Annotated in this window: 19 protein-coding genes and 1 tRNA gene; 9 read left to right on the top strand and 11 right to left on the bottom strand. The window is 62.7% G+C overall.

All coding sequences use genetic code 11. The features are described from left to right. The first annotated feature begins 98 nt into the window (after nucleotides 1–98). A tRNA-Val gene (locus tag JSS27_11520) sits at nucleotides 99–172 on the top strand. A gap of 227 nt (nucleotides 173–399) precedes the next feature. Then, nucleotides 400–2,517: a hypothetical protein gene (locus JSS27_11515; GenBank protein MBS0209569.1), complete on the top strand. Its 2,118-nt coding sequence runs from the start codon at nucleotides 400–402 to the stop codon at nucleotides 2,515–2,517. A 39-nt stretch (nucleotides 2,518–2,556) separates the two neighbouring features. Here JSS27_11515 and JSS27_11510 read toward each other — a convergent pair whose 3' ends face one another. Continuing rightward, entirely contained in the window at nucleotides 2,557–3,966 is a 1,410-nt protein-coding gene (locus tag JSS27_11510) for a porin (GenBank protein MBS0209568.1), read from the bottom strand. A 456-nt stretch (nucleotides 3,967–4,422) separates the two neighbouring features. Beyond that, on the bottom strand, nucleotides 4,423–5,112 hold the full coding sequence (locus tag JSS27_11505) for an MgtC/SapB family protein (GenBank protein MBS0209567.1): 690 nt from the start codon (nucleotides 5,110–5,112) through the stop codon (nucleotides 4,423–4,425). A gap of 208 nt (nucleotides 5,113–5,320) precedes the next feature. Between JSS27_11505 and JSS27_11500 the strand changes: the two genes are divergently transcribed. The 4 genes from JSS27_11500 (at nucleotide 5,321) to JSS27_11485 (ending at nucleotide 8,582) form a co-directional block, all read left to right on the top strand. Then, nucleotides 5,321–6,643 carry a Gfo/Idh/MocA family oxidoreductase gene (locus JSS27_11500; GenBank protein ID MBS0209566.1) on the top strand — a complete coding sequence of 441 codons (1,323 nt, stop codon included), beginning with the start codon at nucleotides 5,321–5,323 and terminating at the stop codon, nucleotides 6,641–6,643. Nucleotides 6,644–6,843: 200 nt separating this feature from the next. After that, on the top strand, nucleotides 6,844–7,326 hold the full coding sequence (locus JSS27_11495) for a MarR family transcriptional regulator (protein ID MBS0209565.1): 483 nt from the start codon (nucleotides 6,844–6,846) through the stop codon (nucleotides 7,324–7,326). A gap of 88 nt (nucleotides 7,327–7,414) precedes the next feature. After that, nucleotides 7,415–8,113, top strand: coding sequence for a pirin family protein (locus JSS27_11490; protein ID MBS0209564.1), 699 nt, complete (start codon nucleotides 7,415–7,417; stop codon nucleotides 8,111–8,113). A gap of 61 nt (nucleotides 8,114–8,174) precedes the next feature. After that, entirely contained in the window at nucleotides 8,175–8,582 is a 408-nt protein-coding gene (locus JSS27_11485; protein MBS0209563.1) for a DoxX family protein, read from the top strand. A gap of 125 nt (nucleotides 8,583–8,707) precedes the next feature. Here JSS27_11485 and JSS27_11480 read toward each other — a convergent pair whose 3' ends face one another. The 3 genes from JSS27_11480 to JSS27_11470 form a co-directional block, all read right to left on the bottom strand. Next, a complete protein-coding gene (locus tag JSS27_11480) occupies nucleotides 8,708–8,881 on the bottom strand; it encodes a hypothetical protein (GenBank protein MBS0209562.1) in 174 nt (57 codons plus the stop codon). Between the two features lie 118 nt (nucleotides 8,882–8,999). Then, a complete protein-coding gene (locus JSS27_11475) occupies nucleotides 9,000–9,713 on the bottom strand; it encodes a DUF1080 domain-containing protein (GenBank protein ID MBS0209561.1) in 714 nt (237 codons plus the stop codon). Next, nucleotides 9,713–11,731, bottom strand: coding sequence for a DUF1080 domain-containing protein (locus tag JSS27_11470; protein ID MBS0209560.1), 2,019 nt, complete (start codon nucleotides 11,729–11,731; stop codon nucleotides 9,713–9,715). The genes JSS27_11475 and JSS27_11470 overlap by 1 nt, the downstream gene beginning before the upstream one ends. Before the next feature lie 341 nt (nucleotides 11,732–12,072). Here JSS27_11470 and hflK point away from each other — a divergent pair, with 341 nt between their 5' ends. After that, a complete protein-coding gene (hflK, locus tag JSS27_11465; protein MBS0209559.1) occupies nucleotides 12,073–13,047 on the top strand; it encodes an FtsH protease activity modulator HflK in 975 nt (324 codons plus the stop codon). Between the two features lie 88 nt (nucleotides 13,048–13,135). Further along, the gene (gene hflC / locus JSS27_11460) at nucleotides 13,136–14,206 is read left to right on the top strand and encodes a protease modulator HflC (protein ID MBS0209558.1); all 1,071 of its coding nucleotides are present in this window, start codon (nucleotides 13,136–13,138) and stop codon (nucleotides 14,204–14,206) included. A gap of 234 nt (nucleotides 14,207–14,440) precedes the next feature. Here the strand turns inward: hflC and JSS27_11455 are convergent, their stop codons facing one another. The 6 genes from JSS27_11455 to JSS27_11430 form a co-directional block, all read right to left on the bottom strand. Next, nucleotides 14,441–15,940, bottom strand: a complete 1,500-nt coding sequence (locus JSS27_11455; GenBank protein MBS0209557.1) for a hypothetical protein — start codon at nucleotides 15,938–15,940, stop codon at nucleotides 14,441–14,443. Nucleotides 15,941–15,960: 20 nt separating this feature from the next. After that, complete coding sequence (locus JSS27_11450) at nucleotides 15,961–16,740, bottom strand: host specificity protein (protein MBS0209556.1); 780 nt, start codon at nucleotides 16,738–16,740, stop codon at nucleotides 15,961–15,963. A gap of 146 nt (nucleotides 16,741–16,886) precedes the next feature. Further along, nucleotides 16,887–18,389 carry a sulfatase gene (locus JSS27_11445; GenBank protein MBS0209555.1) on the bottom strand — a complete coding sequence of 501 codons (1,503 nt, stop codon included), beginning with the start codon at nucleotides 18,387–18,389 and terminating at the stop codon, nucleotides 16,887–16,889. A 138-nt stretch (nucleotides 18,390–18,527) separates the two neighbouring features. After that, nucleotides 18,528–19,274, bottom strand: coding sequence for a DUF1080 domain-containing protein (locus JSS27_11440; protein MBS0209554.1), 747 nt, complete (start codon nucleotides 19,272–19,274; stop codon nucleotides 18,528–18,530). A gap of 37 nt (nucleotides 19,275–19,311) precedes the next feature. Next, nucleotides 19,312–20,133: a DUF4339 domain-containing protein gene (locus tag JSS27_11435; GenBank protein MBS0209553.1), complete on the bottom strand. Its 822-nt coding sequence runs from the start codon at nucleotides 20,131–20,133 to the stop codon at nucleotides 19,312–19,314. Nucleotides 20,134–20,308: 175 nt separating this feature from the next. Then, complete coding sequence (locus JSS27_11430) at nucleotides 20,309–21,313, bottom strand: threonine/serine dehydratase (protein ID MBS0209552.1); 1,005 nt, start codon at nucleotides 21,311–21,313, stop codon at nucleotides 20,309–20,311. Between the two features lie 69 nt (nucleotides 21,314–21,382). Here JSS27_11430 and JSS27_11425 point away from each other — a divergent pair, with 69 nt between their 5' ends. Further along, nucleotides 21,383–22,231 (top strand): IclR family transcriptional regulator, encoded by an 849-nt coding sequence (locus JSS27_11425; GenBank protein ID MBS0209551.1) that lies wholly within the window; start codon nucleotides 21,383–21,385, stop codon nucleotides 22,229–22,231. Nucleotides 22,232–22,285 lie beyond the last annotated feature (54 nt).

Here is a 22,285-nt window from a genome sequence, read left to right as displayed (position 1 = left end):
AGTTTGTTTCGAGCGGCGCGACTTGAATTCGGGCCGCTTGAGCCCCGGGCGGCAATCGAGTATTTTGGAAGATCGTCGCCCCACGGGGCGACGCGTTCGGGCGACTAGCTCAGTTGGTTAGAGCACTATCCTCACACGGTAGGGGTCACAGGTTCGAGTCCTGTGTCGCCCATTGCCCCGGTTTGGCCAAGGTTCGCGATTGATTGCGAATCTCGGCCAAGCCGGGGTTTTTTGTTGCGCGAGGGGACCAGTTCGAGCGACTCGCACCCCGCACTGACCCACTCATTGTCAAACTCGCATACTCGCTACAATCGGCGCGCTTGGTTCAGGGCCACCGCCAAAGGGCGCATTACGGCGGTCACCACGGCTGTTTCCTTCCCCTAGCGGCCTGAACTGGTGATGTTCTGGTCCCAGGCTGCCGCGCCGGCGCAAGCCGCGCCCTACAGTTGGAACAACCGGTTTGCGCGCTCGCCGATGGGGCGTGAGCGTGCCCGCTGGCCTCGCCTTTCGCGGCGCAGCTTGTCGCGCCGTGCCGTCGTCATGTCCTCCTCACTTGCTTCATCGACGTTTGACCGTCGTGTCGTGCGCGTCGGCGTGCGTGCGCTGGCGCTGTTGTTGATTGGCGCGCTGGTGGTTGCTTTTGTCGGTCGGTGCCTGAGCAGTCCCGACATGGTGTGGTTGATGCCCGAGGACGGGGCGTCGTGGATTCGACTCGACAAGCCGATGAATCTGTTCGCGCGCACGTCCGACGTGGTCCGCGCGTCGTTCCGAACCGAGTTCGTAGCGCCGGCAACGCGCGAGACTTCGGCGCCGGCTGAACAAACGGTCGTGACGATCCACGCCCTGAAGCTTCCCCGCGTGCTGCTGGATGGCCGGGTGATCTATGCACCGGCCGAATGGAGTAACTGGCGGGTGGCTCATCGGGTCGACCTGACGGGCAAGCTCGCCCCTGGCAAGCACGAATTGCAAATCGACGTTCACAACGTCAATGGACCTTGTGCCCTGCTGGCTCACGGTGTGTCGCTAGACATCCTGACCAATGGTGAATGGCAGGGAAGCGACGACGGCAGCACCTGGCAGCCGGTGCGAACGGCCGAGGAAAACTGGCCGGTCGAGATGTCGCGGCAGTTTCCGCCGGCCGGGCTCGCGTTTGGCCGCCACCTGATCACGCTTGGCGGTGTGTTTGTGGCCGTGATGTTGTTCAGCCGGTATTTACCATCGTGGCTGGGCGGCGCATGGGGCGTGCTGGTATTGCGCGTGGGCTTGCTGCTCCTGTGGGTAGCTCTGGCGGCCAACAACTTTGGCAAGCTCTCACCGCTGCTCGGCTACGACGCCTCCTTTCACATCGACTACGTGCGCTTTATCGCCGAGCGTGGCCATTTGCCGCTGGCCACCGACGGCATGCAGATGTTCCAGTCGCCGCTTTACTATTTGATTCTCGCGCCAGTTTACAAAGTGTTGTCGCTGGCGATGATGGGCGACGAGATCACGCTGTGGCGAATCTTGCGATTGTTCTCGACTCTGTGCGGCGCGCTGCAAATCGAACTCTGCTATCGCGCGATCCGTGGCGTGTGGCCCAGCCGGTTCGACCTGCAAGCGCTGGGCGCGGTCTTTGGCGGGCTGCTGCCGATGAACCTTTACGCTTCGCAAGCGGTGAGCAACGAGCCGCTGGCCAGCACGCTGACGGCAGCAACGATTGTCGTCGCGCTGCACTTGATCAATGCACCCGACGTGGCGCGCCGGCGCTGGGCCCTCCCCTGCTTGGGCTTGCTGTGGGGACTGGCAATGTTGGCCAAGGTGACGCCGGTGCTCTTGCTCCCGAGCATTGTGATTCTGCTCAAGAGTGAATCCCGCAGCGGAGCGCGCCGCTGGCTGGCGTCGATGACAACGGTCTGTGGCGCCGCGGTCTTGGCGACCGGCTGGTACTACGCCCGAAACTGCTTTTACTTTGGCAAGCCGTTCGTCGCCGGCTGGGCGTCGGATCGAGGGCTCGATTGGTGGCAGGATCCTGGTTTCCGCACCATCGAGCAGTGTGTTCGTTTCGGCGGCTGTCTGACCTATCCGATCTACTCCGGCGCGTGCAGCTTTTGGGACGGGCTGTACTCGACGTTCTGGCTGGACGGCTGGCTCAGCTCGAAAGTGATCTTCGAACGACGCCCGCCTTGGAATTACACCTGGCTGCTGGCCGGCGCGTGGCTGGCTGTCTTGCCCACGGGGGCCATGCTGATCGGCGCGGTCTCGGGCTTTACCAAGGATGCGTCACCGCCGGCCCGAAGCATTCGGTTCGCCGTGCTTTGTATTGTCGTCTACCTGGCGGCGATGATGTGGCTGTTCCTCAACCTGCCGATCTACAGCACCGTCAAGGCGACGTACCTGCTCGGCCTGACGCCCTGCTTTGCGTTGCTGTTCGTCGCCGGCCTCGAACGCCTGACTGTGAAGCCAGGGCCGCGCTCGGTCGTTGTCGCCGGCGTGGCCTGCTGGGCGACCGCCGCGTACCTGGCGTACTTTGTCGCCTAAGAACGAACTTGCCGTTCGCCGGCAACGCCCTCGATCGCCTTAGAACTGCACGATCGCGTCAGCGCCTAGCAGCAACTGGTACGTCTGTTGCCCGTCGTTGAAGGGCCGAGCCGAGCCGGCATACGTGTCCCAGCGTAGTTCCGGCCGGATGACCACGTTGCGTGCTGGCGTCCAATTGCCGCCAACGGTCCACGACATGTACGTGCCCGGCAGCGGCGCCGCGTTCGGGTTCGACGGCTCGGTCAACCCGACGCGCGTACCCCCTTCGTCGCGGAACCATTCAGTGCGAGCACCCACGCGCCACTTGGGATTGATCCGATAGTACAAGTATTGATCGAGCCCGTACCACAGCGCCGTCCCGCCGCCGGGATAGCCCGTCGCCTGGCTACCGAGCCAGTGGTGAAACACGTATTCAGTGCGGCAGCCGATCTGCTTGCTGAACAAAAAGCTGTAGCGCGTCCGATTGGCTACGGCGTTGGTCACCGTGGCCAGCGCGGCTGGGTTGTTCTGTTCGTTGCCGGTGATGATCGCAAACGAACTCCACCAGCCGGCGTCGTCGTTCTTGTACTTCACGCCCCCCATGAAGGCCGGCTGGTTCGTGCCGTTGTCCAAGCTGTTCCAACCGTTGACCAGGCCAGCCTGTACGGTCAGCCGCTTGCCGGGCTGCCAGGTTCCCAAGCCGCCCCAGTGGGTGAACGGGCCGGCGAATTGATAGCTGTAAGCGTGCGAATAGAAGAAGTTGGTCGCCGACTGTACTCCTTCATAACCCACGATCGAATAGAAGTGCCCCAGCCGCGCTTGCAGCCGGGTGTTGCCGATGTCGCCATAGGCTTGCGGCAGCGCCAGACCGTAGTACTGGTTGCTGTTCCAACGATTGCTGCCGTCTCTGTTCCGTTCCAGCCCGAACGACTGGGCCACGTTATAGTCGCCGCCGTACAGCAGATCGACGCGTCCGCCCACGCCCAGGCCGGTGCGATTGGTAATCAACCGATCGGCGATCAAATAGGCCTGGTTGAACTGGCCGCTGTCGACTTCTTGCGAGTTGTAAGGTCCGTTGAAGCTGCTGCCCGGGTTTTGGGTGTTGCCCAGGATGCCCGCGTCGAGCCAGCCGCGCAGGCGAATCGCGCGGTCCTGGCGGAACAGCCGGCAATAGGGGTCGATCGCCGGCACATCGCAACCGTCGCCACAGTCGCCGCACTCGTTGTCGCAGCAGCCTTGACCGCCACACGGGTTTTCCCCGCAGCAATCATAAGGGCAACCGCCACGGTACGCGCCGCCCATTGTCGTCGGTGACGGGGCTTTCGCATCGTTGCTTGGCAGCGCCTCGATGTCGTTGGCCACCGGCGGATCCTTGGCATCGTCCAACGCTAATGTCGACGTGCCCAACTCCTCGGGCCTGGTCGGCAGGGCGGCGAATAAGTTGACGCCATCGAGGAGGCCCGCACTCATTACAACGAGTAACGCCAACGTACGAAGCGATCCGCCTGCGACCGACATGCTCAAGCCCCCGAGTTGCTGAACCAGAAAGCGCCCCACGCCAATCAACGGCCCGAGGCAGCGCGACGATGCTGGCGTCACCACGCATGTGAAACTTTGACGCCTATACCGACTGGTATCGTCATACCGGTTAGGCAAACTCTATCCAATACGTCGAGTGCGTCGGCGCGCGAGGGCAAACGGCGCAGGCCAGCCAGCTTATGAATGTGCCAGCAAGCGTGTGCCAGCACGAGCGCATGCCTCGTGAGAGCACTCGTAGAGTCTTCAGTTCGCTGAAGCGCGACGATCGAGGCCGTCATTCCCGCGCAGGCGGGAATCTAGTGATTGCGGTTACCCTCTGGATTCCCGCCTGCGCGGGAATGACGGAAACAGGGCTGGCGTTTAATGACTGGCCCCAAGCCAGCCGTGCTACGGCTTCCGCTTCCAACTGATCGCGGTGACGTGCGGCTTCAGGCTGAGCGGGCCGACGAGCGTGTTCAGGAAGTTGTCGTTCCGCTCGGTGGAATAGATGTCGATCAACAACGTCGTGCGACCGTCGTGCCGTCCGTCTTCCGTCGACACGCCTTGGATGGTCATGTTGTCCTTGGCTTCGATGGTCTGGACGAACAAGTTGCGAACCTCGTCCAAGTAGGTCTGATCGCAGACGACGCAAATCTCGTACAGCGTTTCCAACTCGCTGATGTACGAGCTGCCACGGCCGATCCGATTGGCCAGCGGCCGGAGCGTTAGATGCACGGCCAGAATTGCGCCGGCCCCGATCAGCGCCGCCCAATGTTGGCTGGAACCCGCCAGCAAGCCCACGGCCGCGCTGCACCACAGCGTGGCGGCCGTGTTCATGCCGCGGACGTTAAGCCCTTCGCGCATGATAACGCCGGCGCCCAGGAAGCCGATGCCGCTGACCACTTGCGCGGCAATCCGCACCGCGCCGTCCGCCGCCGTATAGGCGTCGGCCACCGATAAGAACAGCGCTGCCCCGACCGCCACCAGGGTGTTGGTCCGCAGCCCGGCCGTCCGTTGCTGAATCTGCCGCTCGAGGCCAACCAGAAAGCCGCCCAGAAACGCCACGGCCAGGTTAAGGCCAAACTGCTTCAGGTCCATCGCTGCGCACTCGAACAGGTCACGAAAGATCGTTCACACGGAGCGCCGTTATTCTGACCCTTCGTGCGAGAACCGAACAGCCCTCGCCGTGCATCTTGTGACTCGCACGCGATCGCCATGCGACAAAGAAAAGTTGCAATTGCCGGCGGCGAATGGTCAAGTAGCGGACAACCGGCCCCCACATTCCCACCACACTCGGAGACACGCCATGCACGACACTCCGCGTCGCCGCTTCTTGCAAACCGCCGGGCTGTCCGTGGCCAGCGCCGCCGTCCTTGCCCGCTGGTCGGCCGTGGCCCGGGCCAACGCCGCGTCGAACAAGAAAGTGATCGCGCTCGTCGGCAGCGGGGGACGCGGCACCGCCGTGGCCACGACGTTCGCCGGCCTGCCCGACGCCGAAATCGCTTACACCTGCGATCCCGAATCAACCCGCGCGGCCAAGGCGGCCGAGAAGATCGGCGCCAAGCAAGGCAAAGAGCCGAAACAAGTGTCGGACCTGCGCCGCGTGCTCGACGATCCGCAGATCGATGCCGTGATCGTCGCCACGCCCGACCATTGGCACGCGCCGGCCGCGATCCTGGCCCTCGAAGCAGGTAAGCACGTCTACGTCGAGAAACCCTGCTCGCACAACCTTCGCGAAGGGCGATTGCTGGTCGAAGCGGCTCGCCGCCAGAACAAAGTCGTGCAGACCGGCACGCAAACGCGCAGCGGCGCGCACGCCATCGAAGCGATGGACATCCTCCGCGGCGGTGAAATCGGCGACATCCTGGTGGCCAAGGCCTGGAACAGCCAGAAGCGTCGCGATATCGGCCACGGCGCGCCCAGCGAGCCGCCGCCAGAACTCGATTACAAGCTTTGGCTCGGTCCCGCGCCGCACATTCCTTACCAGGCCAACCGGCTGCACTATGGCTGGCACTGGGTCTATGCCTTTGGCACCGGCGATATGGGGAACGACGGAGTTCACGACATCGACATGGCCCGCATGGGCTTGGGCGTCACCACGCACCCGTCGCGCATCCTCGCCTCGGGTGGCAAGTATTTCTTCGACGATGACCAGGAGTTCGCCGACAACCAGTACGTGATCTTCGAGTACCCAGGCGATGGCCGCGTCGGCCACAGGCGACAACTAATCTTTGAACAACGAATCTGGACCCCGTACCGGCAAGAAGGGTACGAGAACGGCAACGCCTTCTACGGCACCAAGGGGATGATGCTGTTCGGCAAGGGGGACGGCTGGCAACTGTTCGGCCCCAAGAACAAGTTGATCCGCGAGAGCAAGATCAGCGAACGCGAAGTCGCGCACGCGCGGAACTTCTTGGACTGCATCGCCAGCGGCAATCGCCCCACGGCCGACGTTGAGATTGGCCACTTGTCGGCGTCGCTGTGCCATCTGGGGAACATCGCCACGCGGGTCGGTCGGCCCCTCAATTTCGACCCGGCCAAGGAGCAGGTCGTCGGCGACGACGAGGCCAACCGGCTGGTCCGCCGCGAATACGAACCCGGCCACTGGGCCATCCCCAAGGGGGTCTAGCTCGTCGTCGCAACTTGCGGTCCACTCGCCCTTTAGCCCCCGGTCAATGACCGGGGGCTTTTTGCTTTCCACCCCCTTAGATTCCCGCCTTAGTCACCGTCCCCAAGAAACTCAAGGCCAGACTATTGACATGACGATAGTTTATATATAAACTATTAAACGTGACATGCATTAAGTCCCCTGCTCTGCCGAGCGACCCCATGACCCGCGGCAAACTCCAACGCGAACTGAAGAAGGCGCGGCCGTTCGATTCGCTGGCCCAGGAAGCGACGCTGAACCTGGTCCGCACGAGCGATCGGCTGCAACTGACGTTTGCCCGGTTGTTGCGCGAGCATGGCCTGACGCCGGCGCAGTACAACATCCTGCGGATCGTCCGCGGGGCCGGTCAGCCCCTGCCGATTCTTGAAATCGCCAGCCGGACGATCACCGTGGTACCCGGCATCACGGGCCTGATCGACCGCTTGGAGCAAGCCGGCCTGGTCTGCCGCGAGCGTTGCACCGAGGACCGCCGCGTCGTCTACGTGGCCGTCACCGACAAAGCCACCAAGTTGCTGGCCGGCCTCGACCGACCGGTGCTCGATCTGCACGACAAACTGCTGGGCCACCTGACCCAGGCCGAATTGAAAGAACTGTCACGACTGCTGGAAAAGGCCCGCGAACGGCTGGATGACGCACCGAGCTAGAAGGTAGCCTCCTATTCGCTGCGGTGTTTTTTTGGCCAAATAGTTGACATATCAACAAATATCAAATTGCGATACCATCGGTGACATCATGATTAACGTCCGACCCTCGAACGAGCGCGGCCATTTCGACCACGGCTGGCTCGATACGTTCCACAGCTTTTCGTTCGGCGACTATTACGACCCTCAGCACGTCATGTTCCGCGCGCTCCGCGTGATGAACGAAGACCGCGTTGCGCCGGGGCAAGGCTTCGGCATGCACGGCCATCGCGACATGGAGATCGTCACGTACGTCCTGTCGGGCGAGTTGCAACATCGCGACAGCCTGGGAAACGGCGCCGTGATCCAACCGGGCGAACTCCAACGGATGACCGCCGGCAGCGGCATTCGCCACAGCGAGTTCAACCCGTCGGCCACCGAGCCGGTTCACCTGTACCAGGTGTGGCTGTTGCCGCGCCAGCCGGGATTAACGCCGAGCTACGACCAGCGGGTGTTCGACCCGGCGGGCCGGCAAGGCCAAATGCAGTTGGTCGTTTCGCCCGCTGGCGAGCGCGAATCGCTGATCATCCAGCAAGACGCGCGAATCTATCTGGCCAATTTGACCGCCGGTCAGTCCCTGGCCCAGCCGATCGCCGAGGGGCGTCACGGCTGGCTGCAAGTGCTGCGCGGCAAGCTGCAGCTGAGTGGTCACACGCTGGCTGCCGGCGACGGCGCCGCGCTCAGCGACGAAGCACAGCTTGAACTGCAAGCAAACGAACCGACCGAAGTCATGTGGTTCGATCTGCCGTGAGCACGGCTTGAGAACTCTTAACCATCTGTTACCAACCACACTTTTCGCAGGGAGTTAGACCATGAATTCGCAAGTCCAGGGCGTGTTGACCGTGGCCGGCCGCGTGATGCTGAGCTTGATCTTCTTGTTAAGCGCGGTCGGGGCCAAGATTCCCCATTTCGAGAAGACGGCCGAAGGGATGACCGAAGCAGGCATCCCAGCCGCTAAGTTCATGCTCGTTGGCGCGATCGCGTTTTTGATCGTGGGCAGCGCGTCGGTGATGTTGGGCTACCACGCCCGGATCGGCGCCAGCTTGTTACTCGTGTTCCTGGTGCTGGCGACGTACTACTTCCACCCGTTCTGGAAGCTGCAGGACAAGGCGGCCGAAATGCAAATGATCCAGGCCATGAAGAACCTGTCGATGATGGGGGCCATGCTGCTGGTCATCGCCAACGGCTCGGGCCCGATGAGCCTGGACCAGCGGAAGTGAGAGATCGAGTTGCTCAGCGCGCACGAACAGCGCCGTAGCTCGTTGTGGAAACACCCCTCCCTGTCAGGGAGGGGTGTTTGTCGGTCGACGTGCGGCGAGATTTGAACAGCGGAGACAGCGAGCGACTAGCGCGGCTTTTGCCGGCTGAGTTGCTGGGCCTGTGTCCGGAAGTTGTCGGCCTGGTTGATGTACTTGCGCTGGCGAGGCAGACTGGTCGAACGGCGGGCCATGCCGTCGTACTTGGCGGCCAATTGCAACTTCACCTCGGCCAGATGTGCGCTCACTTCGGTCTTGTCCATCATCGCGCTCCCAACAGTTTTGGAAATCGAAACGACTGCACCGACAACGATTATCTTAACCGAGCCAAAGGCAATGTCGAGTTTTTCCGGCCGGGGCGTGCTATCGCCTGAGTTTCCACTATTTGTCGACTATCGGCGCCGTTTGCTCCGGCGTCGTCACGCCGGGCGGTAGCTCGAGAATCCTCAAGTTGCGGAAGTGAATCTCGGCCCCTTCCGATTCCAGGCACAAGTATCCTTTCCGGACCGACGACTGGCTGATGCCGTTGACGAACTTGCCGTTGACGGCCAGCTTGACCACGCCGTCGACGAACACCACGTCATACTCGTTCCACTCGCCGCGCGGGCGGCAGCGGTTTTCGATCGACTTGCTCCGCGGGCCGCGCGGATTGTCAGGCGTGACGATCAATCCGCCCGCGCCGAACAACTCGCCATGCACATACGCGATCGGCGGCAAGCTGCCGTCCTTCAGCGGATGCAACTTCGGCCAGTCGAGTTCGAGCATCTGCACCTCGAGCCCTTTGGGGAGTTGCTTCCCCTCGGGCACGGTCCCTTCGCTCCAGGCAAAGACCCCCGAGTTGCCGCCGGGCTCCATGTGTCGCCACTCGACGTGCAACAGAAAGTTCTCGTACTGCCGATCGCTCCGCATCACGCCGATCGGCTTCCCTTTGCAGATGAGCATCCCATCGCGCACCGACCAGGTGTCCGAGGCGGTGTTCACATTGACCCAGCCGGTCAGGTCGCGGCCATTGAACAGTTCGCGCCAAGCCGGCGCCTCGCCCGCCCGAGCGACCGAAGCGACAAGTAACAGTAACAGAGCGACGCCACGACTCATTAGCGAGCTTCCTTCACACGAATGTAGCGATACTCCAACTGCCCCCGGTCAGCTTCCAGACCGATCGGCCCCGTGGCCGGCAGCTCGGCCGTGAACTTCAGCGGCTCGCCGTTGCAGGTACACGTCGCCACGTTGCCACGAACTACAACTTGAATGTCGTTCCAATCCTGCGGCTGGTAGCTCTTCAATTCCTTGTACGGCCCGGCCGCCAGATAATCGCGACACTGCAGTTGCGGCTTGCGGACAAAGATACCGCTGTCGGCGTTGACGCCGGCACGGAACTGCAACCGCATTTCAAAGTCGCGGGGGAACTCGCGCTTCGACCAGACCGCGCTCAATCCCTTGCCAGGGCTGACGACAATCCGCCCATCGCGCGCCGAGAAGCGGCTGCCGCTTTCGATAACTTTTCCCTGCAGCGAGAGCCCTTCCTTCGCTTGCCAGGCGCTCAAGTCGCGGCCATCGAAGATCAGCTCGAAGCCATCTTCCAGGACGAAGACCGGATCGGTCTGGAACGGCGAGGCAGGGAGCCCGGCCTGATTGAACAAGTTGATGTCCGGCACGTTGGTCCAGCCGTAGCGCACCTGAACCGGGGAGCTGACCGATTCGCTCGATACGACGATCGTATCGCCGTCGATCATGGCCTTGGCCGGCGCGAAGTTGCCGTCGGTGCCGGCAATGGTGAAGCCGCGCAACTCGCTCCCCTTGGCGACCAAGCCGCCGCCCAGATGCTTGAACGACAGGATCGCCCGGCCGCCATCGACGCGAATTGTGTCGTACGTCGGGCCGGAGTATTCAAGCTGCTCGCCGTACGCCAGCGCGCGGGCCGCCAAGGCCAAGCGCTGCCCCACCGGCTGCTTCTGTCGCGGATGAATATCGGTCGGATGCCCCACGTCGACCGTGACGGCCATCGCCGTGTTGGGGGTCGTTTCGGTCGTGATGCGTTGTGCCTCGCGGACCTCTGGAGTCATGTTGTTGTGCGGCGTGATCTGCACGAACAAGAACGGAAAGTCACCCTGGCCCCAGGCCTTGCGCCAACTGCCGATCATGGCGGGGAACAACGTCTGATACTGCTTGCCGCGTCCCGAGTTCGATTCCCCCTGATACCAGATCGCCCCGCGAATGGCGTACGGCTGCAGCGGCGCGATCGAGCCGTTGTACAACCCGCATGGACGGTTCGGGCTCTTGGTGGGGTCTTGCGGCGCGGCTGGTTTGCGCGGCTCGGGCTTGCCGTCGGCTTTTGCTTTCGCGACATCAGCTTCCCACTTGGCCAGCAACTCGGTTTCTTTTTGCTTGTAACTGGCCAGCGATTGCGGATAGTCGGTCACGGCTTTGGCCTGGACATCGAACAAACCGACCAGCGTCGGGTTCGCCTCCAAGTCGCCACGCGCGGTCCAGGCTTCGGCCACCGTGCCGCCGACAGCCGAGCGGACCAGGCCGACCGGCACGCCGAGCGACTTGCGCAATTCCTTGCCGAAGAAATAGGCGACGCCCGAGAAGCCTTGCGCCGCGTTCGGCGCGTCGACGGCCCACTCGCCGCCAATCAACGCTTGGGGTTCATCGGTCGCCTTGGCCGCCGCGGCGAACAGGCGTAACTGCCCGTCGCCCGCCGCGGCAATCGCTTCGGCCCCACCGTCGGAGCTGCTCAGCGTCCAAGCCATGTTCGACTGCCCGCTGCAGATCCAAACTTCGCCCACGAGCACATCGGTGCGGGAGAGCGGCTTGGTTTCCCCCTCGGCCGTGGCGGTCAGCGTGCGTCCTTCGCTCGAAGCGGCGAGCGGATCGAGCCGCACTTCCCAGCGGCCGTTCTTGTCGGCGGTGGCGACCTTTTCCTGGTCAGCGAACTTGACCGTCACCTTGATTCCGGGCGCGGCCTGGCCCCAGACCGGCGCGGGCATGTCGCGCTGCAACACGGCATGGTTCGAGAACAGACTGCCCAGGATGAACGACTCGGCGGCGTGCAACCAACCGGCCGAGACCAGGACCAACAAGCACGACAAGGCGAACGATTTCGTTTTCATAAGCGCGATCACTTGAGCGGGAGGGTGGGATGATTCGCAACGGTAGGCGGGCACGACGATTAGAATCGGGCGACCGGCGACAATCAACCGCCGCCGCCACGAATCGCCTCGCTGGCCGCCACCCCCAGGGCGAACCCTTTGCCGCATGGTGCGTAGCTAAAACGCCAAGACATTGCCGCGATTTTGCGCAACCCGCTTAAGCGCGCCCGCGCGGCGAGTTATGATGACTCGCGCCGGCCGAGGGCAAAAGTCGCAATCGCGCGCAGGTATTGCACTCGTCCGGGACAGCTTCTTTACGACGGCGCAGCGATGCGCCGCCTATTTTGCGAGGGGAACCATCAATGGTCTTTCCGGAAAGCGCGAGCGGCCGCCGGCCGCCGCAGCAATCGTTGCCGATTGATCCGTTGTTGATGCTGGCCCCCTGGGCGATCCTGGGGCTGATGGCGTTGTACTTCTCGCTCGGCTGCTTCTACACGGTCGCGCCGTACGAGCAGGCCGTCGTGATGCGATTCGGCAAATACCAGTCGACGATGATGCCCGGCTTGCATTTCAAGCTGCCACTGGCCGACCAGGTGCTGAAGGTGAGCATCGAAGAGCGGAGCTTGCGGCTGCCGCTAACCACTGTCGACACTCGCAACAAGGCACACGAAGACGAAACGCTGATGCTGACCGGCGACCTGAACACGGCCAGCGTCGAGTGGACCGTGCAATGGAAAGTGACCGATCCGGCCCAGTACCTGTTCCGCTTTCCGGCAAACGATCCCGACGAGTTCGCGCAACAGTTGGTGACCACCGTGGCCCGCACGGTGATGAACCGGCTGGTGGGTGATTACTCGTTCGACGAGGTGATCGGGGCCGCGCGGAGCGAAATCTCGCACGAAGCGCGGAAGGCGACCCAGGAAATTCTCGACCACTATCAATGCGGCATCACGGTGCCGGCGCTGCAGATGCAGCGCGTCACGCCGCCAGAGCAAGTCAAACCAGCCTTCGATCGGGTGAACGCCGCGATTCAGGAAAAGCAGAAACTCGAAAACGAGGCCGAAGCCGAGCGGAATCGCTTGATCCCGCAGGCCTTGGCGGCCAAAGACAAGGCGATTCGCGAGGCGCAAGGCTACGCCGACCGGCGGCACGCCGAATCGCAAGGCGAGATCGACGCCCTGGTCACGAAGTATCGCGCCTATCAAAAGGCACCCGACATTACGCGCCAGCGGCTCTACCTGGAAGCGATGGAAGAAGTGCTCGAAGGAGTGCAGTCCAAAACGATCATGGACAGCGACCTGAAGCAAATCTACCCGCTGCTGCAACTCGACCGCTGACACGAATGCTCCCTGGGGGGTGAGACCCCTGGGCTTGGCGTACCGCATTTCACTAGCAACTCGCAACCAGCAACTAGCAACTTTTATCATGACCAACCAACGCCGCGTGCAACTGCTGCTGATCAGTATCGTCTTGCTGCTGTTGATTCCGCTGGGGAATTCGGTCCTCTATACCGTCGACGAGCGCGAGTTGGCGGTGATCCTACAGTTCGGCAACCCGGTGCAAAGCCGAACCGAGCCGGGCTTGTACTTCAAGCTGCCGGTCATACAGCAGGTGATGCGGTTGCCCAAGACGCTGCAAGTCTGGCACGGCTCGCGCCCCAACGATCAGTTGGTCGACGTGCCGACCAAGGACGGCAAGAAGATTGAAGTCACGGTCTGGGCCGCCTGGCGGATCAACGATCCGGTCTTGTTCGTCCAAACATTGCGCACCGAGTTGAACGCCGAATCGCGCGTGAAGGAGTTCGTCCGCAGTCACGCCCGCGACACGCTCACCAGCAACAATCTTTCGGAAGTGGTCCGCAGCAACAACCGCAAGCTGACCTACACGCTGGGCCTGCCCGAGCCGACCGGCGTCAAGAAAGGCCCGGCCGAGAAGGCGGCTGACAACGCGCTGATCGAGCAGATGGTGCCGCCCGAGGCCAAGGTGCCGGTGCTGTTGGGGCGGACCAAGATCGTGGAACAGATCATGAAAGACACGAAAGCCGCGCTCAACGAAGACGGCCAGAAGGACTCGAAAGGGCGCGGCATCGAGTTGGTTGACGTCGGCCTGACGCGCATCGAGTTCGTGCCCCAGGTGCGCGACGCCGCCTTCCGCCGCGCGACGGCCCTGATGGAATCGATTGCCATCAAGTCGATCAGCGAAGGGGAACAGCGCAAGCAGGAAATCATCAACCGCACCCAGGCCGAAGTGCAGAAGATCCAAGGCGAGGGAGCGCAGGAGTCGAGCAGCCTGCGCGGCAAGGTCGACGCCGAGGTGATCGAGGCTTATGCCAAGGCGATCCAGGAGACCGGCGACTTTTACAACTTCTTACGCGTGCTCGAGGCGTACAAGAAGTCGCTGGCCAAGAACACCCGGCTGATCCTGACCACCGACAATGAAATGTTCCGGATGCTCAAGCAAATGGACCCGGGCAAGCCGAAGCCGCCGGGGCGCTGATTTTTTGAACCACGGAGGCACGGAGGACACAGAGAGAAATGATGAGTGCGGAGTGATGATTGATGAGTGGGGAAGAAAGCGCGGGCCTATGCCCCTGCGGCTAAACCTCAAGCGTTGTTCCTTCCACATTTCTACTTTCTGTTCTCTCCTCTCTTTCCCTCTTACTCCCCCTCGCCCCTGTCCCCCTGCGGCTTTTCTCTGCGTCCTCTGCGTCTCTGCGGTGAACCTCCCGCGTTACTTCAACGGCAAGACCGCTTGCATCTGAGCCCGCATCTCGGGCGTATAGAAATCCCCTTCGTGCTTGCGCCGCGGCTGGCCTGACACCTGTTCCAGCAATTCCAGTACCGTGTCGACGATCTTGGGCTCGGCTTGCACTTCGAGCCCCGCCGTCCGCGCCGGCCAGGTCGTGTAGCCTCCCAAAGCGTGCTGCTCCGGTGGCGGAATATAGCCCGACGCGCCGTTCGCCAACTCGATGTTGAACGTCTTCAGCAGCGGGCTCTGGGCCTTGAGCTTCAGGCCGGTGATCGAGAAGACTTCGTTCGGGATCGCGGTGATGCCCACATCGCCGATCCGCGCCGCCTGCAACACCAGTGTCTCGGTCGGATGCTCGTGCAGATAGACCGCCTGCTCGGCATAGACCTCGGGCCGGTCCTTGGGCCGCCGCTCGCCACGGGCTTCGTTCAACGGACGCGCCCAGGCCAGGCGTTCGGGGCTCGGCAGCCTGCGCCCTAGCTCAATCGTCCGTTCGGCCATGGCCAGCGACACCTCGCGGCGATACTCTACGCGCTGGCGCGCTTCGAGCGTTAGTGCCGCCACCTGGCTGGCGTATTCGTCGATGGTGATCGCGCGCTTGGACTGGCTGTAATCCATCCAGTGCAAGTCGCCGCTCGTGCCCTGCGACATGATCGCCACGGGCGCTGGCGCGTTCTTGGCTCGCGCGGCAGCGTCCGCCCCATCGCGGGCTTCGACCAGATCGCAGAAGCGACCGAAGTAATCGGCCGAAAAGCCGCGACCGACGCCGAAGTAGTGCATCGAATAGTTCGCCAGCAAGGCGATCGGCGCGCCGTCGATCGAACGAATCGCCAGCAACGACAACTCGTCGTCGACCGGTCCCGACGGTCCAACATAGGCCGGGTTCTGATAGCCAGGGTGCATCATCGCCCGGACGGTGCGGTCACCGAACGGGTCGACATCGATTTTATCGGGCTGATGAATCCAGCGGCGGCAATGCGTGTGGTTCGGCGCGTGAAATGACGTGTGCCCCCACTCGGCAGGCACCAACCGACGGTCGGCTTCGACGATCGCCTCGGCAATCTTGCCGGGCAGGTATTCGGTGTAAGCTCGATCGGCACGAGCGCCCAGCGTAAAGTCCATCACGCTCGGCGCGCTGTGCGTGTGGGTGGCGGAAATCAATATCCGCTCGCGCCGCAGCTTGGTCCCCGCCGCGGCCAGCGCCTTGGCCTGGTCGCACAGCTCGCGCGGCATCATGCAACTGTCGACCACCACGATCGCCAGCCGCTCGCTGCCGTCGTCGAGCACCAAGGCCCGAGCGTGCAAGGGGTCGAGCACCTTGTCATCAACCACTTCGAGGAACCCGCCGTTGCGAATGGCCGGCAGCGTGCGCGGGCTGACGTCAGCCTTGGCCGCGCCGGCGCGTAGCACACCGGCCGTCGCGCTGCGCCCTGCGCCGAGCAAAATTAGCATCCCCAGGAAACAGATCGCCAATCGACGCACGGTTCGCTCCCCTGCGTGGACTACTTCTGGAACAACGACCCGTACGCCGTCTTGGCAGCGTCGATGCCCAGCCGCAGCGCGCGAACGTCGGGCGCGATGCTGACCATCCGGCAACCCAACTCGTAACATCGGTCGGCGAACTTGGGATCGGCCGGCACCGTGCCCCAGTGCTTGCCGTGGGCCTTGCACGCGCGTGCGATCCGCTCGATGCCTTCCCACAACTTGGGATGATCGAACTGGCCCAGCACGCCCAGGGCCTGCGACAAATCGCTCGGCCCGACGAACAGCAGGTCCACGTCGGCCAGCGCGGCAATCTGTTCCACCTCGTCGAGCGAGCCGAGCGTCTCGATCTGAATCGCCACGAAGTTCTCTCGATTGGCGTCGGCGGCGAACTGAATCGGCGGCTTGTGCGTGTAGTTGGCGTCGCGCCCCTGGGTGTTCAGTCCGCGCAAGCCGCGCGGCGCGAACTTGGCCCACTGCACGAATTGCTCGGCGTGCGCGGCCGACTGGATTTGCGCCGCCATCACGCCGCCAGCGCCGGCTTCCAGATTCTGGGTCACGGCCGCATAGTCGGTCGGGGCCATGCGGACGAAACAGTCGAGCCCGTTGGCCCGCGCCGCCACCGACAAGGTTTGCACTTCTTGCCAGGTGAGGCCGACGTGCTCCTGGTCGATCCAAAAGCCGGCAAACCCGCCGGCCAGCGCGAACAGATCGACCGTCACGGTCGTGGGCAAGCGTCCCACACAAAAGACGCGGGCCAGCTCCCCCGCGGCCAAAATCTCTTTGAAACGACGCGACATCAGATACCAATCCTTCGATCAGGAAAGGGGAATTCGGCGAGTAACGGGGCGGGAGCCTTCATCACAGCCGGGCCACCTGGAAGTTGGCCAGCGCGTGGCGATCGGCCGATCCGTTATAGCGTGGCCCAACCTCGTCGGCCAGAAACTTACTTCGTACCGCCGAAATCCGAGCCTGGGAAGGGATGATTCTCGTCGAGTTCAAGCGCCAGCCGAGCCGCCTCGTCGGCATACTTCGGGTTGTCAATCAGGTTCGTATTCTCGCCCGGGTCGGCGACCTCATCGTACAGCTCGCTGCCAAGAAGCTTCCCTTTCAGGTCGTGCCATTGGGTGTAGCGGAACTTATCGGAGCGAACCGAGACACCCCGCGCTTGTTTCGGGCGGGTGTACTCGCTGAGGGCGACCTTCTTGCCAGGCAACGAAGCGTCATTGAGCAGCGACGCGAAGCTCTTTCCTTCCAGTTGTGGCGGCGCTGGCAGCGCGCACAACTCGGCCAGCGTCGGGTACAGATCAAGCAACTCGACGATGCCGCGGGCGCGCTGACCCGCGGGCCGGCCCGGCACACGCACGATCAGGGGGACGCGCGTGGCCAACTCGAAGTTCGTCATCTTGGTCCAGATGTCGTGCTCGCCCAGGTGATAGCCATGATCTCCCCACAGGACGACGATCGTCGAATCGCGCAGCCCTTGTCGATCGAGTTCGTCGAGGACCAGCCCGATTTGCGCATCGACGAAACTCGTACAAGCGCGATACCCTTGGATCAACCGCCGGGCCATCTCGTCGCTGATCGGCCCACGGGGCGGCACCGAGGCATAAGTCCGCAACTCGTACCAATCGTGCCCCGCCACGGCTGGCACCCCGGCGGGAAGCGCCCGGTTCTGGGGCAACTCGATTGTGTCGAGCGGGTACAGGTCGAAGTATTTCTGGGGGCAGCAAAATGGCAGGTGCGGCTTTGAAAAACCAACGGCCAAAAAGAACGGCTTTCCCTTCACATGTTCAAGCGCTTGCACCGCCCGCTCGGCCAGGGCGTGATCGTTGTAAGCGCTGTCGGGCAGGTCGGCCGCCTCGAACGGCGGCCCGCGGCGCGCTGCCTTGTTGTCGGCGAGCTTGCTGGCCGTCTTCATCTCGGCGGGACGCTGGCGAATCAGGTCCAACGACTCGGGCGTGTACCAGGACTTGATGCCAGGCTTGTGCATGAACGACGGCTCGCTCCAGGCCTGCGCGTCGTCAGTCACCTTCTCTTCGATGTGAAATATCTTGCCGATCGAGACGGTGTGATACCCTTGGTCCTTGAACAATCGCGGTAGAGTCACCACGTTGGGCATGGCCGTCAACAGGTTGACGTTGTTGACCACGACTTTGGTGGTGGCCGGACGGCAACCCGACAGCAGACTGGCTCGCGACGGATTGCAGACCGACTGTTGGCAATAGGCCCGCTCGAACAAGGTGCCCGACGCGGCCAGCCGGTCCATCGCCGGCGTCTTGATATACGGCACGCCGTAGCAGCCCAGTTCTGGCCGCAGGTCGTCGATGGCAATGAACAGGACGTTCATCCGTGTTTCGGCGGCGGACTTGCTGGCCGGCTCTTGGGTCTCGGCGACTCCGAGACCAATTGCCCAACACGCGCACGCCACCACCAAGAAGCGCTTCATTGCCCGAGCCTCTGTCACGAAAAAAGAAAGAGGAACGGCGTCAATATAAACGGTCGGCAAGCGGCGTCAAAAAGCTGGGCCGATCGCGCTGGCAATTCAGCGCGATCCAGCCACGGGGGTAATTACCCCAGCGCGCCCCTACCCCTTGCTCTTGGCTTCGGCCTGGCGAATCAAATCGGCCGCTTCCTCCGCGCCGAGTTCGCGGACCATAATGTTCCGCCAGCGAATCTCGCCCCCGTGGGTTTGCAGCATGATCGGCCCACGTGCTGGAATCGGCTTGGTCCGGTCGTAATAGTTCTCCAATACCGCGCCGTCGACCACCAGCTTGTTATTCAGCCAAACCCACGTCCGTGAGCCGGCTTGCTTGATGCGAAACGCGTTCCACTCGCCGAACGGCTTGTCGGCCAGGACCAACGGGTCGCGCCCCGGCGTGCGCGGCGTGTTGTTGAACAAGCCCCCCGAGCCCAGGTTCGGATTCCGATCCGGCTTGTCGACCACGCTCGGTTGATGGGTGTCCCAGATTTGCACCTGGGGACAGCCGCGCAGATAGATGCCGCTGTCGGCCCCGGCAACCGTCCGGTATTCGATCAGTAGTTCGATGTCGCCGAACTCCTGGTCGGTCGTGGCGTACGGCCCGGTCCCATCATTCACCAGTTCGCCGTTCTCGACCCGCCAGTGGCTGGAAAACTCGTCGCGCATTTTTTTCAGCGCCGCGCCCAGCTTCTCGCCTTGCAACTTGGTGACCGAGTGAGGGTTCAAGCCGTGCCAACCCGCCAGATCGCGGCCATTGAAGATCGGTTGAAAGCCAGCAGGTGGTTCGGCGCCAAAGAGGATTCCTTGAGCGGCCAACAACACGAGCACTACGGAAGCAAAGCCACTTTGCATACGACGCCTATGATAAATCGCAACTGTCGCCGGAAAGTTATGCGTACTCGTTCCCCATGCCGGCGCCAATTATGCACAACAGATGAAGCACCAGTCCCGGGATGATTAAGAATGCGTAGCCGACCACCACAAAGAACATCCAGGCAAGTCCACCGAGAAGTTCGCCTTTATAAATTTGTCCCAAGCCTGGCCACAAGAAACTTAAGACCATCGCAGTGCCTTTGCTCCATCGCTTATAGTGGCGACCAACATTGGTCTGCACCGCGGTCGACATGTAATTGTCGTTACTCTGATTGACAACAACATTGATCGGCGCTGCCTGTTGCGGCGCCATCATCACGATTTGCGGCTGCTGAATAGCTTGGGGATACTGGGTCGCGGGATTGGGCCGCCCATCAAGGTATTCGTTACAATGTCGGCACTTGACGGCGGTGGCGGCAATCGACTCACCACAGATCGGGCACGGCACACGCTGGACATCAGGTACTTGTGCCGGGGCGATGGGTGCAGTCCGAACTGGCACCAATGCAGAAGGAAGGGTGCTCGGCAAATCCTGAATTGGGGGCGCGGAGGCATATTGCTCAGCTTGGGACACCTGACGAACTTGGGGCCGCTCGCTCCTCGGCATTACTTCCGGCACCAAAGGAGGCCGACTTGCAGCTACCAGCGGGACAGCAGCCGCGGGCACTCCATCGAAGAGCCCTTTTACTTTCTCCGCGGGAACCCATTGGCCCCCTTCACCTTTCCTGATCACATCCGACCGCTTTAGTCGCAGAGTCGTCGCCAACGCGCGCAGTTCCGAGGGCTCAAGCGGCCCGACTTGCGAACCATTGACTTTGGCATACCACTCTTTAGCCATCATGTGCCCTCTTGAATGCGGAATGAAACGCACATGTTCAGACTTTAACGACTACTTCTCTCGGGGGCAAACAAAATACCCCAACAGATGTGCCGTGCCGTCAATATGGCCACTTTTCAGAATACGTCTTCATTGCACGCCAACTCAGTAGGAGAGTCAGTAGGAGAGAGTGTTGCTACACCGCAATCCAATCTTGGAACGCTTGCTCGTCGGCGTTGCGGCCGCTGAGGACCAAAACCACGTCCCCTTCACCGCTCAGGTCGAACGTGCCGTTTAACGCCGCGGCCGTGGTGATCGCCCCCGAGGGTTCGCTGCGCAGGCCGTGACACTGGTAGAGCCAGCGCATCGCCCGGCGGGTCGACAGATCGTCCACGACCACGCTCTCGGCCACGCAGCGCGCCAGAATCGGCCAGTTCGTCTCACCCACGTCGTACGACAATAGCCCGTCACAGATGCTCTGCGGCCGCTCGACGCGCCGGCGTTCACGAGCCGCCAGCGATTGACGGAAATCGTCGGCCCCCTCGGGCTCGACGCCAATGATGCGTGCTCGAGGAAACCCGTCGGCAATCGCCAAGGCGTGGCCGGCCATCAGCCCGCCGCCGCTCACCTGGCAGACAAAGTGCGACACCTCGCGCCCCTGTCGTCGCAGCTCTTCGACAATCTCCCAGCCGCCGACGCCGTTGCCGGCGATTACGTGCGGGTCGTCGTAGGGGGACGCCTGGATCGCGCCGAGTTCGACGGCAATCTCGTGCGTCAGCCGGTCGCGCTCGCCGGTCTCGTGATCGCGGGCGATGTTGTACGTGCGAATGTCGGCGCCGAACGAGCGGGTTAACTCGGCCTTGGTCCGCGAGGCGGTGTCGGGCATGACCACGATCACGCGCTTGGCGTATTTCATTCCGGCGTACGAGATGCCCGCCGCGAAGTTGCCTGACGAGTGAGCCGCCACGGGTCGATCGCCGATCTCGGCCGCGTGCGCCGCCATCCAGTTGAGCGCCCCCAACAGCTTGAACGACCCAACCGGCGTCCAACCATAATCCTTCAGCCACACGCGGCGACCGCCCGACAGGCCGAGCGCTTGCTCCAGCGCGTACGAGCGAACCAGGGGCGCGGGCGAGAGATGCTGCTGGATGACGACTTGCGCTCGGCGGACGTCGTCGATCGTGGGAATATGTATTGGCATGGCTGCGGTTCCGCGTTTGGCCGTGAATTCGCTTGACGCACGCTAGTATCATATATAAAACTGTGTTTTATGAAAGCCGCCAGAAAGAAAAACCCCACCGCCAACGGTAACGTCGCCGAACGGGCTAACTCGGAGCGTAACGGCGCCGAACGCCCCGCGACCGGCGAGGCGAGCGCCTACCAGGTTCCCGCGGTCGACAAGGCCCTCGACATTCTCGAACTCTTGGCAGACGCCTCGCACGGCATGAGCCTGACCGGCATTGCCGACGCCCTGGGGCGCACCAAGCAAGAGTTGTTCCGCGTGCTGGTGCGATTGCAAGAGCGCGGCTACCTGGTCCGCGACGACGCCCAGTTCTATCGGTTGTCGACCAAGCTGTTCGAGATTGGCTCGCAGCACGCGAGCACCCAGTTTCTGATTGCGCACGCGACGCCCCACATGGAACACCTGGCGCGGCGGCTGCGCGAGTCGTGCCACCTGAACATCGTCACGCAAAATCGCATGCTCGTCGTCGCCCGGGCCGAAGGGGACGCCGACGTGTTGGTGGCGGTTCGCATCGGCGCGACGTTCGAGTTGCACCGTCGAATCAGCGGCCTGGCCGCGCTGGCCATGCTGCCCGATCATCGTCGTCAGGAGTATTGGAAGCACGCTGGCGAGCCGGCCGCCAAGGTCCGCGCGCTCGAAACCCAGTTCGAGACGATTCGTCAGCAAGGCTATGCCCACGACGACAGCCCGATCGTAATGGGCGTGAAGGACTGCGCGACCGCCATCCTGGGCAGCGGCAACAGCCTGCTCGGCGTGCTGTGTGTCTCGCACCTGTGCCGCAAGGACGATCCCGACGAGCAAGCCGAGGTCGTCCAGGCCGTGGTGGAGTGTGCCCAGCGGATTTCCGCCGAGTTCGGGCCGGCGCCAAAATCGTAATTGATCGATCGAACCGCACTGCGAGTTGACTCTCGATGCGAGCCAAACCACCGA

Source organism: Planctomycetota bacterium (assembly GCA_018242585.1).
In the GTDB taxonomy this organism is placed as follows: domain Bacteria; phylum Planctomycetota; class Planctomycetia; order Pirellulales; family PNKZ01; genus JAFEBQ01.
This window is presented reverse-complemented; position numbering and strand designations above follow the sequence as displayed.

Excerpts from the sequence above, each read along its gene's own strand:
- JSS27_11475 (MBS0209561.1), bottom strand. The coding sequence starts at position 9,713 with ATGAGTCGTGGCGTCGCTCTGTTACTGTTACTTGTCGCTTCGGTCGCT.
- JSS27_11485 (MBS0209563.1), top strand. The coding sequence starts at position 8,175 with ATGAATTCGCAAGTCCAGGGCGTGTTGACCGTGGCCGGCCGCGTGATG.
- JSS27_11440 (MBS0209554.1), bottom strand. The coding sequence starts at position 19,274 with ATGCAAAGTGGCTTTGCTTCCGTAGTGCTCGTGTTGTTGGCCGCTCAA.
- JSS27_11450 (MBS0209556.1), bottom strand. The coding sequence starts at position 16,740 with ATGTCGCGTCGTTTCAAAGAGATTTTGGCCGCGGGGGAGCTGGCCCGC.
- JSS27_11500 (MBS0209566.1), top strand. The coding sequence starts at position 5,321 with ATGCACGACACTCCGCGTCGCCGCTTCTTGCAAACCGCCGGGCTGTCC.
- JSS27_11470 (MBS0209560.1), bottom strand. The coding sequence starts at position 11,731 with ATGAAAACGAAATCGTTCGCCTTGTCGTGCTTGTTGGTCCTGGTCTCG.
- JSS27_11480 (MBS0209562.1), bottom strand. The coding sequence starts at position 8,881 with ATGGACAAGACCGAAGTGAGCGCACATCTGGCCGAGGTGAAGTTGCAA.
- JSS27_11495 (MBS0209565.1), top strand. The coding sequence starts at position 6,844 with ATGACCCGCGGCAAACTCCAACGCGAACTGAAGAAGGCGCGGCCGTTC.
- hflC (MBS0209558.1), top strand. The coding sequence starts at position 13,136 with ATGACCAACCAACGCCGCGTGCAACTGCTGCTGATCAGTATCGTCTTG.
- JSS27_11445 (MBS0209555.1), bottom strand. The coding sequence starts at position 18,389 with ATGAAGCGCTTCTTGGTGGTGGCGTGCGCGTGTTGGGCAATTGGTCTC.
- JSS27_11435 (MBS0209553.1), bottom strand. The coding sequence starts at position 20,133 with ATGGCTAAAGAGTGGTATGCCAAAGTCAATGGTTCGCAAGTCGGGCCG.
- JSS27_11505 (MBS0209567.1), bottom strand. The coding sequence starts at position 5,112 with ATGGACCTGAAGCAGTTTGGCCTTAACCTGGCCGTGGCGTTTCTGGGC.
- JSS27_11515 (MBS0209569.1), top strand. The coding sequence starts at position 400 with ATGTTCTGGTCCCAGGCTGCCGCGCCGGCGCAAGCCGCGCCCTACAGT.
- hflK (MBS0209559.1), top strand. The coding sequence starts at position 12,073 with ATGGTCTTTCCGGAAAGCGCGAGCGGCCGCCGGCCGCCGCAGCAATCG.
- JSS27_11430 (MBS0209552.1), bottom strand. The coding sequence starts at position 21,313 with ATGCCAATACATATTCCCACGATCGACGACGTCCGCCGAGCGCAAGTC.
- JSS27_11490 (MBS0209564.1), top strand. The coding sequence starts at position 7,415 with ATGATTAACGTCCGACCCTCGAACGAGCGCGGCCATTTCGACCACGGC.
- JSS27_11510 (MBS0209568.1), bottom strand. The coding sequence starts at position 3,966 with ATGAGTGCGGGCCTCCTCGATGGCGTCAACTTATTCGCCGCCCTGCCG.
- JSS27_11425 (MBS0209551.1), top strand. The coding sequence starts at position 21,383 with ATGAAAGCCGCCAGAAAGAAAAACCCCACCGCCAACGGTAACGTCGCC.